General features: G+C 75.2%; 14 protein-coding genes. 6 read left to right on the forward strand and 8 right to left on the reverse strand.

Annotated elements, in window-relative coordinates; all coding sequences use genetic code 11:
* Positions 1 to 39: 39 nt before the first annotated feature.
* Positions 40 to 660, reverse strand: coding sequence for a cob(I)yrinic acid a,c-diamide adenosyltransferase (locus tag BLW63_RS06525; RefSeq protein ID WP_091152717.1), 621 nt, complete (start codon positions 658 to 660; stop codon positions 40 to 42).
* A gap of 129 nt (positions 661 to 789) precedes the next feature.
* Between BLW63_RS06525 and murA the strand changes: the two genes are divergently transcribed.
* Together murA and BLW63_RS06535 are read left to right on the forward strand one after the other, a co-directional pair.
* Positions 790 to 2,067: a UDP-N-acetylglucosamine 1-carboxyvinyltransferase gene (gene murA / locus BLW63_RS06530; protein WP_091152719.1), complete on the forward strand. Its 1,278-nt coding sequence runs from the start codon at positions 790 to 792 to the stop codon at positions 2,065 to 2,067.
* Positions 2,068 to 2,129: 62 nt separating this feature from the next.
* Positions 2,130 to 3,161 carry an adenylate/guanylate cyclase domain-containing protein gene (locus BLW63_RS06535; protein ID WP_170856673.1) on the forward strand — a complete coding sequence of 344 codons (1,032 nt, stop codon included), beginning with the start codon at positions 2,130 to 2,132 and terminating at the stop codon, positions 3,159 to 3,161.
* 60 nt (positions 3,162 to 3,221) lie between these two features.
* On the opposite strand, the gene BLW63_RS06540 is transcribed toward BLW63_RS06535, so the two are convergent.
* Complete coding sequence (locus BLW63_RS06540; protein ID WP_091152723.1) at positions 3,222 to 3,536, reverse strand: hypothetical protein; 315 nt, start codon at positions 3,534 to 3,536, stop codon at positions 3,222 to 3,224.
* A 94-nt stretch (positions 3,537 to 3,630) separates the two neighbouring features.
* On the opposite strand from BLW63_RS06540, the gene BLW63_RS06545 reads away from it, so the two are divergent.
* Entirely contained in the window at positions 3,631 to 5,631 is a 2,001-nt protein-coding gene (locus BLW63_RS06545) for a methylmalonyl-CoA mutase family protein (protein ID WP_091152725.1), read from the forward strand.
* Between the two features lie 4 nt (positions 5,632 to 5,635).
* On the opposite strand, the gene BLW63_RS06550 is transcribed toward BLW63_RS06545, so the two are convergent.
* A complete protein-coding gene (locus tag BLW63_RS06550) occupies positions 5,636 to 6,661 on the reverse strand; it encodes a Gfo/Idh/MocA family protein (protein ID WP_091152727.1) in 1,026 nt (341 codons plus the stop codon).
* 25 nt (positions 6,662 to 6,686) lie between these two features.
* A complete protein-coding gene (locus tag BLW63_RS06555; protein WP_091152729.1) occupies positions 6,687 to 7,415 on the reverse strand; it encodes a YqjF family protein in 729 nt (242 codons plus the stop codon).
* Positions 7,416 to 7,471: 56 nt separating this feature from the next.
* On the opposite strand from BLW63_RS06555, the gene BLW63_RS06560 reads away from it, so the two are divergent.
* Both BLW63_RS06560 and BLW63_RS06565 read left to right on the forward strand, forming a co-directional pair.
* Positions 7,472 to 8,245 carry an enoyl-CoA hydratase-related protein gene (locus BLW63_RS06560; RefSeq protein ID WP_091152731.1) on the forward strand — a complete coding sequence of 258 codons (774 nt, stop codon included), beginning with the start codon at positions 7,472 to 7,474 and terminating at the stop codon, positions 8,243 to 8,245.
* A gap of 313 nt (positions 8,246 to 8,558) precedes the next feature.
* On the forward strand, positions 8,559 to 9,905 hold the full coding sequence (locus BLW63_RS06565; protein ID WP_244522406.1) for a dicarboxylate/amino acid:cation symporter: 1,347 nt from the start codon (positions 8,559 to 8,561) through the stop codon (positions 9,903 to 9,905).
* 112 nt (positions 9,906 to 10,017) lie between these two features.
* Here BLW63_RS06565 and BLW63_RS06570 read toward each other — a convergent pair whose 3' ends face one another.
* Positions 10,018 to 10,869: a hypothetical protein gene (locus BLW63_RS06570; protein WP_091152733.1), complete on the reverse strand. Its 852-nt coding sequence runs from the start codon at positions 10,867 to 10,869 to the stop codon at positions 10,018 to 10,020.
* 78 nt (positions 10,870 to 10,947) lie between these two features.
* Here BLW63_RS06570 and nucS point away from each other — a divergent pair, with 78 nt between their 5' ends.
* Positions 10,948 to 11,619 (forward strand): endonuclease NucS, encoded by a 672-nt coding sequence (gene nucS / locus BLW63_RS06575; protein WP_091152735.1) that lies wholly within the window; start codon positions 10,948 to 10,950, stop codon positions 11,617 to 11,619.
* A 3-nt stretch (positions 11,620 to 11,622) separates the two neighbouring features.
* Here nucS and BLW63_RS06580 read toward each other — a convergent pair whose 3' ends face one another.
* From BLW63_RS06580 to BLW63_RS06590, 3 genes are all read right to left on the reverse strand, one after another.
* Positions 11,623 to 12,873 (reverse strand): M28 family metallopeptidase, encoded by a 1,251-nt coding sequence (locus tag BLW63_RS06580; protein ID WP_091153178.1) that lies wholly within the window; start codon positions 12,871 to 12,873, stop codon positions 11,623 to 11,625.
* Complete coding sequence (locus BLW63_RS06585; protein WP_091152737.1) at positions 12,870 to 13,190, reverse strand: hypothetical protein; 321 nt, start codon at positions 13,188 to 13,190, stop codon at positions 12,870 to 12,872. Before BLW63_RS06585 ends, BLW63_RS06580 begins: the two co-directional genes overlap by 4 nt.
* A gap of 65 nt (positions 13,191 to 13,255) precedes the next feature.
* Positions 13,256 to 14,389 carry a zinc metalloprotease gene (locus tag BLW63_RS06590; RefSeq protein ID WP_211517033.1) on the reverse strand — a complete coding sequence of 378 codons (1,134 nt, stop codon included), beginning with the start codon at positions 14,387 to 14,389 and terminating at the stop codon, positions 13,256 to 13,258.
* Positions 14,390 to 14,659: the final 270 nt, after the last annotated feature.

Here is a 14,659-nt window from a genome sequence, read left to right on the forward strand (position 1 = left end):
CCTCGCGGGCTCGGGGCGGGACTCTGCAAGGGGGCCGGATCAGGTCTCCGGAGCGGAATCCGACCGCGCGGCCCGCTGGGCGTGCGCGCCGCTGTGCGCGCCGGGCTCCCACAGCACGTCGCCCCCGGGGTTGGCCACCCGGGCGAGGATGAACAGCAGGTCCGAGAGCCGGTTCAGGTAGCGCGCGGTCTCGGCGTTGGCGCGCTCGCCGTCGGCTTCCAGCAGCGCCCAGACGCTGCGCTCGGCCCGGCGGGTCACGGTCCGCGCCTGGTGCAGCAGCGCGGCCAGCGGCGTGCCGCCGGGCAGGATGAAGCTGGCCAGCGTCGGCAGCTGCTCGTTGTACGCGTCGCAGGCCGCCTCCAGCCGCTCGGTGTACGCGGCGGTCACCCGCAGCGGCGGGTACGGGGGGTCCGGCACGACTGGCGTGGACAGGTCGGCGCCGACGTCGAACAGGTCGTTCTGCACGCTGCGCAGCAGCTCGGTCAGCTCCGGGGACGGCGACCCCAGGGCCAGCGCGACGCCGAGCACGCTGTTGGCCTCGTCGACGTCGGCGTAGGCCACCAGGCGCGGGTCGGTCTTGGCCACTCGGCTCATGTCCCCGAGGTGCGTCTGGCCGGCGTCGCCGGTCTTCGTGTAGATGCGGGTCAGCCGGACGGTCATGCCCGGAGCCTAGAAGGTCCCGCTGCCCCCGGCCCCGTCCCGAGGCTCGTCCCGAGCGTGCGAGGGATGGGGACGGGGTCCTCCACCTCGCAGTGGGGCGCTGCAGCGGGGCCACCGTAGGGTGATCGGGTGGAGTGCTTCGAGGTCACCGGCGGCACGGCCCTCACCGGGCGGGTCCGGGTCACCGGCGCCAAGAACAGCGCCCTCAAGCTCATGGCCGCCGCGCTGCTGGCCGCCGGGCGCACCACCATCGACGAGGTCCCCGACATCCTCGACGTGGCCATCATGAGCGAGGTGCTGCGCCGGCTGGGGTGCGAGGTCACCTACGAGCGGCACGCGCAGGGCGGCGGCGGCCGGGTGGTGGTCGACGTCCCGGACAAGCCGGACACGGAGACCGACTACGACCTGGTGCGCCGGATGCGGGCGTCGATCAGCGTCCTCGGCCCGCTCGTCGCCCGGTGCGGGTCGGCCAGGGTGGCCCTGCCCGGCGGGGACGCGATCGGCTCGCGCGGACTGGACATGCACATCTCCGGCCTCGAGCGGCTCGGCGCCACCATCGAGAGCGAGCACGGCTTCCTGGTGGCCACCGCGCCGCGGCTGGTGGGCACCAGCATCTGGCTGGACTTCCCGTCGGTCGGGGCCACGGAGAACCTGGTGATGGCCGCGGTGCTCGCGCAGGGGACGACGGTCGTCGACAACGCCGCCCGCGAGCCGGAGATCGTCGACCTCTGCGCGATGCTCGCCGGGATGGGCGCGCAGATCGACGGGGCGGGCACCTCGACGATCACCGTCGAGGGCGTCCCGGCGCTGCGGCCGGTCACCTACACGACCGTGCCCGACCGGATCGTCGCCGGCACCTGGGCGATCGGCGCGGTGATGACCCGCGGCGACGTCGTCATCGAGCGGGCCGTCCCCGACCACCTCACGGTGGCCCTCGCCAAGCTGGCTGACGCCGGTGCGCACGTCGAACCGGTGGACGGCGGGCTGCGGGTGGCGATGGACGGCCGCCCGCGCTGCGTGGACGTCGTCACGCTGCCCTACCCGGGGTTCCCGACCGACCTCCAGCCGATGGCGGTGGCGCTGGCCGCCGTCTCCACGGGCACCGCGCTGATCACCGAGAACGTCTTCGAGGGCCGGTTCATGTTCGTCAACGAGCTGGTCCGGCTGGGCGCCTCGGTGCGCACCGACGGCCACCACGCCGTCGTCCGGGGCCGGGAGCGGCTCTCGAGCGCGCCGGTGCTGGCCACCGACATCCGCGCCGGCGCCGGGCTCGTGCTGGCCGGGCTGGTGTCCGACGGCGTGACCGAGGTGCAGGACGTGCACCACGTCGACCGCGGCTACCCCGACTTCGTCGAGCAGCTGCGCGGCCTGGGGGCGCGGATCGAGCGGGTCGAGCGACCCGGCTGACCCTCCCGGCCGGGTCGACCCGGACGCGGAGCGGGACTCCGCCGTGCCCCACACTCGGGAGGGTGCACGACGAGGGCAGGACCCGTCCCACCCCGACCGACGCCGAGCTCGGCCGACTGCTGCTCGGTGGTCCGCGGCGGTACACCCGGACACAGGTGACCGAGTTGTCCGGCATGCCGCCGGACGCCTTCCGCCGGCTGTGGCACGCCCTGGGCTTCAGCGAGGCCGCCGAGGACGACGCGGTGTTCACCGACGGCGACGTCGCCGCGCTGCACGCCCTGGCCGACCTCGTCCACGCCGGGTTCGTCGCCCCGGGCACCGAGGCGTCGTTCGCCCGGGCGCTGGCGCAGCCGCTGGCGCGGCTGGCCGACTGGCAGACCACCCTGCTCACCAGTGCCCTCGCCCGCGACCGCGACGGGGAGCCCGACCGGGCGGGCAGCCCCGGGGACCTGCCGCCGGCGGCCGACGCGCTGCTGTCGCTGCTGCGCGTGGTGCAGGACCAGGTGTGGCGCCGGCACCTGGCGGCAGCGGTCGAGCGGGCGCCCGCCGCACCGGCCGGCGGCGAGGAGCGCGAACTGGCGGTCGGCTTCGCCGACCTGGTCGGCTACACCACCCGCACGCGCGGCATGAGCGGTGCCGAGCTGGCCGTCATGGTGGAGGACTTCGAGGCGACGGCCGCCGAGGTGGTGGCCCGCGGCGGCGGGCGGGTGGTCAAGACCGTCGGCGACGGGGTGCTCTTCACCGCCGCGGACCCGGCGGCCGCGGCGGAGATCGGGCTCTCGCTGCCCGAGCGGTGGGGGGCCGTGGACCGGCCGCCGCTGCGGGTCGGCCTCGCGCACGGACGGGTGCTCACCCGGCTCGGCGACGTCTACTCGTCGGTGGTGAACCTTGCCAGCCGGCTGACCACGGTGGCCCGCGCCGGGAGCGTGCTCGTCGACCGCGAGCTGGCCGCCCGGCTGCGGCAGCACCCCGACTACCGGATCGAACCGCTGCAGCGCCGCTCGGTCCGCGGCTTCGACGACCTGCAGCCGTGGCTGGTCAGCCGCTGCAGTGCGACCGAGGGACCACCGGACCCCGCCGAGCGGTCGAGCTGACGGCCCTCGTGCAGGGGCCCGGGCAGAGCGGAGCGAGGTCCGGGGGCACGGCGGCCGCGCTCAGCCGGCGGGGAACGACGAGGCCAGCGCGCGGGCGCGGTCGGCGTCCTCGGGGAACACGAGCACCTCGGCCCGGTGCGGGCCGGGGAAGCGCACGGTGGAGCGGATGCCCGCGTCGGAGAGCACCGCCCGCAGTGCCAGCGCCGACTCCCGCCGGGACATCGTGGCGACGCGGGTGAGCAGGCCGTCGTCCGCCGGCGGGCGACGGCGCGGTTCGCCCCGGAAGGCCCACCGCAGGAAGAGGGCCAGCAGGGCGAGGACGGCGAACGCGATCACCGGTCCCGCCAGGTAGTGCGTGCCGGCCACCGGCGCCATCGCGAACCTCCTCTCCGCGCCTGCGAGTGTGCCACCGGGGGACACCCGGAGGAGGCCTCGCTACTGACCGGTAACACCCATAGACTCCCCGTCCATGCCGTTCCCTGCATCGCCGGAGGAGCGCGACCGCCCGTGGGTCATGCGCACCTACGCGGGCCACTCGTCGCCGGCCGAGTCCAACGCGCTGTACCGGCGCAACCTGGCCAAGGGGCAGACCGGGCTGTCGGTCGCGTTCGACCTGCCGACGCAGACCGGCTACGACCCCGACGACGAGCTCTCCGTTGGGGAGGTCGGCAAGGTCGGCGTGCCGATCACGCACCTCGGCGACATGCGCGCGCTCTTCGACGGCATCCCGCTCGACGGGATGAACACGTCGATGACGATCAACGCGACGGCGATGTGGCTGCTGGCGCTCTACCAGGCGGTGGCCGAGGAGCAGGGGCACGACGTCGCGGAGCTGGCCGGGACGACGCAGAACGACATCATCAAGGAGTACCTGTCGCGCGGGACGTACGTCTTCCCGCCCGAGCCCTCCATGCGGCTGATCACCGACATGGTCGCCTACACGGTGTCGGCGATGCCGAGGTGGAACCCGATCAACATCTGCAGCTACCACCTGCAGGAGGCCGGGGCGACCCCGGTGCAGGAGATCGCCTACGCGATGAGCACTGCGATCGCCGTCCTGGACTCGGTGCGCGACTCCGGGCAGGTGCCGCGGGAGCGCTTCGGCGAGGTGGTCGCGCGCATCTCCTTCTTCGTCAACGCGGGCGTCCGCTTCGTCGAGGAGATGTGCAAGATGCGGGCCTTCACGCAGCTGTGGGACGAGCTGACCCGCGAGCGGTACGGCGTCGAGGCCGCGGAGCACCGCCGCTTCCGCTACGGCGTGCAGGTCAACTCGCTGGGCCTGACCGAGGCCCAGCCGGAGAACAACGTGCAGCGGATCGTGCTGGAGATGCTCGCGGTCACGTTGTCCAGGGACGCCCGCGCCCGCGCCGTGCAGCTGCCCGCCTGGAACGAGGCGCTGGGGCTGCCCCGGCCGTGGGACCAGCAGTGGTCGCTGCGGCTGCAGCAGGTGCTGGCCTACGAGACCGACCTGCTCGAGTACGAGGACCTGTTCACCGGCTCGGTGGTGGTGGAGCGGAAGGTCGCCGAGCTGGTCGAGGGCGCCCGGGCGGAGATCGCCCGGGTGCAGGAGATGGGCGGCGCGGTGGCCGCCGTGGAGTCCGGCTACATGAAGGGCCGGCTGGTCGCCTCGCTGGCCGAGCGGCGCCGCCGGCTGGAGAACGGGGACGACGTCGTCGTCGGGGTGAACCGGTTCGAGGTCACCGAGCCCAACCCGCTGCTGGCCGACCTCGACGCCGCCATCCAGGTGGTCGACCCCGCTGTGGAGACCGCCGCCTGCGAGTCGGTCCAGAAGTGGCGGGCCCAGCGCGACCCGGCGCCGGTGGAGCGGGCGCTCGCGCGGCTGCGCGCGGTCGCCGGGACCGACGGGAACCTCATGGCCGCCACCCTGGAGTGCGCCCGCGCCGGCGTCACGACGGGCGAGTGGGCCGGCGTGCTGCGCGAGGTCTTCGGCGAGTACCGGGCACCCACCGGCGTCGCCGCGGCCGCGGGGGGCGGCGAGGCCGACGCGACGCTGGCCGACGTCCGGGAGCGGGTGCGCACCACGGGGGAGGAGCTGGGCGGGCGGCTGCGGTTCCTGGTCGGCAAGCCCGGCCTCGACGGGCACAGCAACGGCGCCGAGCAGATCGCCGTCCGCGCGCGCGACGCCGGCTTCGAGGTCGTCTACCAGGGCATCCGGCTCACGCCGGCGCAGATCGTCAGCGCCGCGGTCGAGGAGGACGTGCACGTGGTCGGGCTGTCGGTGCTCTCCGGCTCGCACCTGCAGGTGGTGCCGGCGGTGCTGCGGGGGCTGCGGGACGCCGGTCTCGAGGACGTCCCCGTGGTCGTCGGCGGCATCGTGCCCGACAGCGACGCCCGCCGGCTGCGCGAGCAGGGCGTGGCCCGGGTCTTCACGCCGAAGGACTTCGGGCTGACCGACATCATGCGCCAGCTCGTCGACGTGGTCCGCGAGGCCAACGGCCTCGACGGGTAGCCGCTCAGAGGTCGACGACGACGCCTTCGGTGGCGCTGCGGCGCGCGGCGTCGAGCACCGTGGCGGTCGCGACGGCCTCCCGCGGGTCCACCGGCACCGGTCCCTGCCCGCGGACGGCGGCGGCGAACGCCGGGTAGAAGGTGTCCCAGCGGCCCCGCTCGGTCGGGACCACGACGCCCTCGTCCCCGCGCCGCAGCCGGCCCCAGCGCCCCTGCGGCTCCCCGCCCCACCCCTCGCCCAGCGTCGCCGGCGTCTGCCCGGCCAGCAGCGCGGCCTCCTGCCCGTCCATCGGCCCGCCGACGACGTAGCCGCCCTCGGTGCCGCTGACCCGGAAACGGTCGCCGGGCGCCCCCTGGCTCCAGCTGCCCCACAGGTGCGAACGGGCGCCGTGGGCGTGGGTGAGCGCGACGAAGACGTCGTCGTCCAGGCCCGACTCCCGCAGCCGCCACTCGGCGTACACGCTCGTCGCCGGGCCGAGCAGCACCAGCGCCTGGTCGACGAGGTGGCTGCCGAAGTCCAGCAGCGTGCCGCCGCCCGCGGCCGGCGGGCCCGGCTCGGGCTCGAAGCGCTCGAAGCGCGACTCGAAGCGGGTCACCGTGCCGAGCCGCCCGGCGTCCACCAGCGCCCGGACGGTGCGGAAGTCGGAGTCCCAGCGGCGGTTCTGGTACGGCGCCAGCGGCAGCCGGCGGGCCGCGGCCAGCCGCACCGTCCCGGACGCGGCCGGGGCGTCCAGGGCGAAGGGCTTGTCGCACACCACGGCGAGGTCCAGGCCGAGGGCCTGCTCGCTGAGCGGGGTGTGCGTGTCGGCCGGCGTGGAGATCGCCACCGCCTCGGCACCGGCCTCGGCCAGCTCCTCGAGCGAGCCGAAGGTGCGCAGGCCGGGGTGCTCGGCGGCGACCTGCGCGCGCCGCTCCGCCGACGTCGTCACCACGCCGAAGAGGTCGACCTCCTCGGCGGCCGCCAGCAGGGGAGCGTGGAAGTACCGGCCGCCGAAGCCGTAGCCCACCAGTCCGAAGCGCACGAGGTCCATGCCGCGATCATGCCCTCCGCGGCGTTCAGCGCAGGCGCGGGCCGAAGCGGACGTCGACGCCCGGGGAGAACAGCACGCTGTCGGGGGCGCCGTCGACCCGCGGCAGCCCGGCCGCGGGCACCAGGTCCTGCTCGCACGCGACCAGCTCGGCGGCGTGCAGCGGCCAGGCCGGGTGCTCGTTGGGCCAGTACGCCAGGCGGCCGGCCGCCGTCTGATGCAGTCCCCACCGGCCGGTCAGGAAACCGGCCAGGGAGCCGGGGTCGGCCAGCCGGTTCCCCACCCGGACGACGACCCGCCCGCCGGCCCCGCGCGGGCCGGGCCAGCGCCGGCGGGAGGTGTAGGTGACCAGGTCGCCGTCGCGGCGCACCCGCATCCGCGCCCAGCAGTAGGGCAGGCCGGCCACCCAGCGGGCGGCGAGCACGGGCAGCAGCCGGTCGGCGTCCAGCGACCGGAACACCACCCCGCGCCGTCCCGCGTCGTCGGTCGAGTACAGCCGGACGTTGGTCTCGGCGAAGGAGCCGGCCCACGGCAGGCCCGGCGCGCCGAGCACGCCGATGCGGCGCATCCGGAACGGGATCAGCCCGACGTAGGTGGCGCCGTCCAGGACGTCGGGCCGGGTGCCCGCGGGCAGCAGCGGGGCGACCAGCGCGGGGTCCACCGCCCAGTGCAGGAAGGTGACGTCGCGCCAGCCCTGCGTGAAGACCGTGCGCCCGGCCGGCCGAGGTGCGGTGTCGGTGACCTGCTCGGGTTCCACACCGCCGAGCCTGCCAGCCCGTTGCCACCCGCGGCTGTGCGTGGTGTGGTCGGCCCATGACTGCAGAGGGCGCACCCCGGGTCGAGCGGGACGGCGACGTCGTCACCCTCACGATGTGCCGGCCGGCCAAGCGCAACGCACTGTCCCGCGACCACCTGACCCAGCTGCTGGCCGCGGTCGGGGAGGTGGGGGAGAGCGACGCCGCCGGGCTCGTCATCGCCGCGGAGGGGCCGGTGTTCAGCGCCGGGCACGACTTCGCCGACGTCGCCGGCCGGCCGGTCCCCGAGGTGCGCAGCCTGCTGCAGCTGTGCACCGAGCTCATGCAGATGCTGCACGACGTCCCGCAGGTGGTGCTCGCCCGCGTGCACGCCCTGGCCACCGCGGCCGGCTGCCAGCTGGTGGCCTCGTGCGACCTGGCCGTGGCCGCCGAGTCGGCCGGGTTCGCCGCGCCGGGCGGCAAGGGCGGCTGGTTCTGCCACACGCCGATGGTGGCCATCGCGCGGGACATCGGCCGCAAGCGCGCCATGGAGCTGGCGCTCACCGGCGACGTCGTCGACGCGGCCACCGCGCTGGACTGGGGGCTGGTCAACCGGGTGGTGCCCGACGCCGCGCTCGACGCGGCGGTCGCCGACCTCATGGCCCGGGCCACCCGGGGCTCGCGGGCGAGCAAGGCCTGGGGCAAGCAGACGATGCACGCCCAGCTGGGCCGGCCCGAGCGGGACGCCTACACGACCGCGGTCGAGGTGATGGCCGCGGCCAGCCAGCTGCCCGGGGCGGTCGAGGGCATGTCGGCGTTCCTGGAGAAGCGGCGCCCGGCCTGGTCCGACTGAAAGAGGACCCCCTGCCCCCCGCCACTCGCAAGCTCGCGGCGGGACCCTGCAGGGGGCCGTTCCAGGACGTCACCAGGCTCGGCGCGGGCCCTTGGAGGGTTGCCGCGGGCTCAGGGAGGGCCTGGGGCCTCGCCGACGTGAGAGTGGGCACACGGGGGATGTGACGGCGCCGAGGGCGCCTTGTGCCCTGACGTGCGCGACAGGTGGGACCTCACCCGGCGGCGTGCGCTCGACTTCGGACGGATGACGGCCGACTCCTGAGCGCCCGCGCGCCGCGTCGTCCCCTCCCGCACCGTCCCCGGAAGGCACTCCCGTGCTCGCTCGTCTCCGCCGCGTCCCCTTCGCGGCACAGGTCCTCCTCGCCCTCGTGCTGGGCGTCGCCCTCGGGCTCGTCGCCCGCGACATGGGTCCCGTCGCCGACGGCACCCCCAACTGGCTGACCAGCACCCTCCAGACCGTCGGAAGCACCTTCGTCACGCTGCTGAAAGTCCTCGTCCCGCCGCTGATCGTCACCGCCGTGATCGTCAGCATCGCCAACCTCAAGCAGGTCTCCAACGCCGCCCGGCTGGCCGGGCAGACGCTGCTGTGGTTCGCGATCACCGCGCTGATCGCCGTCTCGATCGGCATCGGCCTGGGCCTGCTCACCCAGCCCGGCCGCAACAGCTCGGCCGACGCCGCCGCCCAGGCCGCGCCCGAGACCACCGGCTCCTGGTGGGACTTCCTCACCGGGCTGGTGCCCGCCAACGTCCTCGGCCTGGAGTCCTCCGCCGAGGGCGGCCTGTCGTTCAACGTGCTCCAGCTGATCGTGCTCGCCGCGGCGGTCGGCGTCGCCGCGCTCAAGGTCGGCGAGCCGGCCGAGCCGTTCCTGGCGCTGACCCGCTCGGCCCTGGCGGTCGTGCAGAAGCTGCTGTGGTGGGTCATCCTGCTGGCCCCGATCGGCACCGTCGGCCTGATCGGCAACGCCGTGGCCAGCTACGGCTGGGAGTCCCTCGGCTCGCTCGGCGTCTTCGCCGGCTCCGTCTACGCCGGCCTCGCGCTCGTGCTCTTCGTCGTCTACCCGGTGCTGCTCCGCCTGCACGGCCTCTCGCCGCTGCGGTGGTTCGCCGGCGCCTGGCCGGCCATCCAGCTGGCCTTCGTGTCCCGGTCCTCGATCGGCACCCTGCCGGTGACCGAGCGGGTGACCGAGCAGGACCTCGGGGTGCCGCGGTCCTACGCGTCCTTCGCCGTCCCGCTGGGCGCGACGACCAAGATGGACGGCTGCGCGGCCGTCTACCCGGCGCTGGCCGCCATCTTCGTGGCGCAGTTCTTCGGCGTGGACCTCTCGGTCACCGACTACCTGCTCATCGCGCTGGTCTCCGTCGTCGGCTCGGCCGCGACCGCCGGCGTCACCGGGGCGGTGGTCATGCTGACCCTGACCCTCTCCACGCTGGGCCTGCCGCTGGCCGGCGTCGGCCTGCTCCTGGCGATCGACCCGATCCTGGACATGGGCCGCACCGCGGTGAACGTCGCCGGCCAGGCGCTGGTGCCGACCATCGTCGCCAAGCGCGAGGGCATCCTCGACCTGGAGCGCTTCCGGTCGGGCCGCCCGGCCGAACCGCTCGCCGCGGTCCCGCAGACCGGTGGCGTGGACGTCGACCTGCGTCCGGTCGCCCGCGTGTAGCCGCGCACCCGCGCCGCCCGCGACGGCCCGGCCCGCTCCGTGGCGGCCGGGCCGCCGCGGCGCCGATCTCACCCGCTGATCGCCCCACCCACCGACCAGCTGGGAACCGCTGTCAGTCCCCGAGGTCGGCACAGCCGGTCTCGTGCGGCAGCAGCGGGCGCAGCATGAGCAGCCAGCGGCTGCCGTCGCCGGCGACCCACGGCGTCAGTGTGGTCGCGGACGCCGCCGCGGCGAGCACCGCGCCGGACTCCTCGCCGCGGGCGACCACGCAGGACAGGCCCAGGCCGCCGCGCAGCGGCTCGCCGGGCAGCGCCGGACCGGGCCAGGGAGCCTCCGCCTGCACCAGCCCGGGGTCGGGAGGCGGCGTCCACGGCGCGACGACGGCGGCCACCGCCGTGGGCTCGAAGGGCTCCGGGCCGGTGGCGCCCAGCGGCTCCGGATAGGTGAGCACCTCGAGCAGGCCGCGCAGCTCGTCACGCGCCGCCTGCTGCTCCGGGGTGAGCCCGCTGTCCCCGGGCAGCTCGACCAGCGCCTCGACCTCGCGGACCGACGTCCCCTGGTCGGTGACGAGGGTGAAGCGGGTCGCCGGGACGTCGGCGACCGGAGGCGTGCCCAGGTCGGCGGTGCCGGTCACGCCCGCCGTGACGGCGCGGTCGACGACGGTCTGCACGCCCTCGGCGTCGAGCCGCCACACCTGCAGGGGCGGCAGCGCCGGGGGCGGGTAGATCTCGATCTGCGCGCCCGGGGTGACGACCCGGCCGTCGCCGTACACGGCGACCAGCGGCACCCGGGCGGCCAGCGCCTCCGGTGTGGTGAACCCGCCGACGTGCGCCACCTCCAGAACCAGCCGGCCCGGCCCGTCGGAGACCGGTGCCGGCCGGGGGGCCGCGGAGTCGCCGCCGCCCGCGCAGCCGGCGACCAGCACGAGCAGGGCCAGGGCGGGGCCCAGCGGGACACGTCTCACCCGGTCAGGATGCCGTGCCGCGGCCAGGAGCCCGGACCTCTCGGGCCGGTCGTTGCCGGTTCGGTACCGTCGGATCCCGTGCGCCTGGTCATCGCCCGCTGCTCGGTCGACTACGTGGGGCGGCTGACCGCCCACCTGCCCATGGCGCCGCGGCTGCTGCTGGTCAAGGCCGACGGGTCGGTGTCGGTGCACGCCGACGACCGCGCCTACAAGCCGCTGAACTGGATGACCCCGCCGTGCTCGTTCCGGGACGAGCTCGTCGACGGTGCCGGCACCTGGACGGTCACGAACAAGGCCGGCGAGCAGCTGATCATCACCATCGAGTCGGTCGAGCACGACAGCTCGCACGAGCTCGGCGTCGACCCAGGCCTGCAGAAGGACGGCGTCGAGGCCGAGCTGCAGCGGCTGCTCGCGCTGCACGTGGAGACCTTCGGGCAGGGGTGGTCACTGGTCCGCCGCGAGTACCCGACCGCCATCGGCCCGGTGGACCTGTTGTGCCGCGACGCCGAGGGCGCCACGGTGGCCGTCGAGGTCAAGCGCCGCGGCGAGATCGACGGAGTGGAGCAGCTGACCCGCTACCTCGAGCTGCTCAACCGCGATCCGTTGCTGGCGCCCGTGCGCGGGGTCTTCGCCGCCCAGGAGATCAAGCCGCAGGCGCGGGTGCTGGCGGGTGACCGCGGCATCGAGTGCCTGACCGTCGACTACGCCGTCCTCAAGGGCACCGACGACCCCTCGCAGCGGCTGTTCTGACCGTCACGGGTAGGGGCGTGCCCCGCCGACCACGGAGACGTCCGGCCGGCCGGGTGCCCGGCTTCCCACCGGGCCGGCCGGGTGGGGCACCGGGCCCGACGGCTCCAGCCAGCCGACCAGCGCCGCGAGGTCCATGCGCAGGATCTCCAGGGCCAGCGCCGGCGTGACCGTGGCGAGCACGTCGCGTTCGCTGTGGATCGCGGTGTTGGCGCTGTCGGCCCCCTCGATCGTCAGCACGGCGGGGATGCCGGCGTCCAGGAAGGGCACGTGGTCGCTGGCGAACGGGTCGAGCGAGGTCTCGACCGTCAGGCCGGTCACGGTCGCCGCCGCGCGTGCCAGGTCGTTGACGAGCACCGCCGACCGCGGCGCGCCCTCCAGCAGCACGGTGGGCGCGGTCGTGTTCAGCGAGCCGATCATGTCGAGGTTGAGCACGGCGCGGATCCGGAACCGCTCGGCCGGCGGGAGGCCAGCGACGTACTGACGGCTTCCGTGCAGTCCCTGCTCCTCGCCGCCGAACAGGATGACCCGGAGGTCGTGCCGCCAGCCCCGACCGGCCAGCACGCGGGCCATCTCCAGCACGCCGGCGCTCCCGCTGGCGTTGTCGTCCGCCCCCGGCGCCGGCGCGGACGGGCCGCCCGCGAGGTTGACCGAGTCCAGGTGCGCCGTCACGACCACCACACCGCGGCTCCCGGTCCCCGACCCGGTCAGCTCACCCACGACATTGGCGCTGGTGCCCGGCCCCACCGTGATCGACGGCGTGCTCACCGCGAAGCCGGCGTCGGTCAGCCGGTCGGCGGCGAGGCCGGCCGCCTGCCGGAAGCCGGCGCTGAGCGAGTGCCGCGTCGACAGTCCCGCCAGCCGGCCGAGCAGCTCCTCGAACGACGGCTGCGACAGCCCGGCGAGGACCTCGGTGGTGACCGGGTCCGGCGTCCGGGCGAGCGGCTCCGGGCGGGCGACGATCGTGGCGTCCCGGGGCAGGGGTCCGATCCGCCAGTCGTGGTGGCCCGGTACCTGCGGGCCGGTGCCTCCGTCCCCGGTGGGGCGGACGTGCGCCGGCTCGGGATCCGGCAGGGCCACGACCAGGTGACGCCCGTGGTCGAGCAGGACCGGCACGTCCGGGTGCTGCTCCTGGAACGAGCGACCGACCTGGGTCACCAGCGCCGGCCGGCCCCCGCGCCCGGTGTCCGACTCGTCCCACTCGTACACCTGGTCGCCGAGGCGGGCCCAGTGCCGCGAGCCCTCCGGACGGGTCATGACGTCGTCCTCCATCGCACCTCGAGCCGTTCGGGGTCCTGGTGGACGACCTCGAGCACCCGGTCCCCGGTCCGTTCCGTCGTGACCTCGAACTGGCCGGCGGCAGCGGTCCGCCACCGACCGGGTACCGCCTGTGGCGCGTCGCCGCGGCCGATCGCCCACTCCGTGAACGACCCGTCGGGCGCGAACTCGATGCCCCGCCGTCCCCGGGCCGGGGGGAAGTCGTGGTCCGGGGGCCGGTAGACGGTCACGTCCCCGTGGTCCTCCTCGAACGAGTGCAGCCACCGCCCGGTGAGGGCGGTCGTCGGGTCCGTCATGCGCCTGCTCCTCGGTGTGGCGCCGGCGGGGGCGGCCCCGGGAGCCGCCCCCGCCGGCGGGTGGGTCAGCGACGGGCCGCCGGGGCTCGCTGTTCCCGCTGGGACGGCACGCCCGCAGCCGCCGCGGGCTGCTCCGTTCCCCCATGGGCGACGGCCGGGTCCGGCGGGGTGCTCGGGGCGGCCTGGACCAGCGAGGAACGGACGGTGTCGAGGCAGCCCTCCATCCGTGCGGCCTGCCCGTGGGTGAACATCACCAGGACCTCGTCGTCGCTGTAGTCCATGTAGTCGTAGAAGAGGTCGCCGTTCGGCCCGTTCCCGCAGGTGACGTGCGGGAACACGGGGACGCCGGTGTTCTCGCCGCCCTGGTTGGGCGTGTCGTCCACCTCATCGCTGCCGCCGCAGCCGGAGTCGTCGTCGCCCCAGATGTGGAACAGGTTGAGGTAGTGGCCGACCTCGTGGGTCGCGGTGCGGCCGAGGTGGAACGGGGGTGCGGCCGTCCCCGTGGTGCCGAAGGCGCTGTGGGTGACCACGACCCCGTCGGTGTCCGCCGGGCCCCCGGGGAACTGTGCGTACCCGAGTAGGCCGCCGGAGAGCCGGCACACCCACATGTTGAGGTAGCGGTCGGTCGGCCAGGGGTCGACCCCGCCGGCCGAGGTCCGCTTCACGTCGTCGTCGAAGGAGAACGACGTCTTGTGCGTCCGGGTCCGGGTGATGCCCGTCGTCGGCTCGCCCGCCGGGTCGGTGGTGGCCAGGGAGAACTCGATCCGGCTGTCCGCGATCAGCGGGGCGAACGCCGGCGGCACGAGCGAGACGTCGGGGTTGGTCGCCCGGAAGTCCCGGTTGAGCACGTCGATCTGGCTGAGCACCTGATCGTCGGAGATGTCCTGCGCGTCGGTGTTGTGGACGACGTGCACGACGACCGGGATGTGGGCCACCCCGGGGAAGCGCGTGGCGTCACCCTGCGCCAGGAACGTCCGGGTGAGGTTCTCGATCCGGGCCCGCGCCTGCCGGTACTCGAGCGACTCGGCCATCAACCGGTGGTGCACCGGCATCGTGGCACAGCGCCGGCGAGGGGACTCCTCGTTCCCCGCGCCGCTCGGCGTCCGGCCGTCGGGGTCGCGCGTGTCCTGCTGGGATCCCGGCGCCGCCCCGGCGCCGCCCCCGGACACCGCCCCTGCGCCCGACGTCGCGCCGTCCATGCCGTCCGTCCTCCCGGAGCGCGGGTTGCCGCTGCTGGTCACGTGCCTCGCCGTCCCTTCTGTCCCTGACGGGTTCCGACCCCACCGGCCGGTCCCGGTCGATCCGGGGGAGACGATGCGCCCGAGCCCATCACCGGCACGTCACTGCGACGTCACCGCCGAGCCCGAAGCGCCCGCCGTGGCGGGCAGCGGCCCGCCACGAGCGGGGTCGCGGCGCCCCCACGATGCCGGCACCACCGGGTGGGCCTCGTCCGCCCGGACGGCAGGGGG

This window comes from Geodermatophilus africanus (assembly GCF_900107105.1).
GTDB lineage: Bacteria > Actinomycetota > Actinomycetes > Mycobacteriales > Geodermatophilaceae > Geodermatophilus > Geodermatophilus africanus.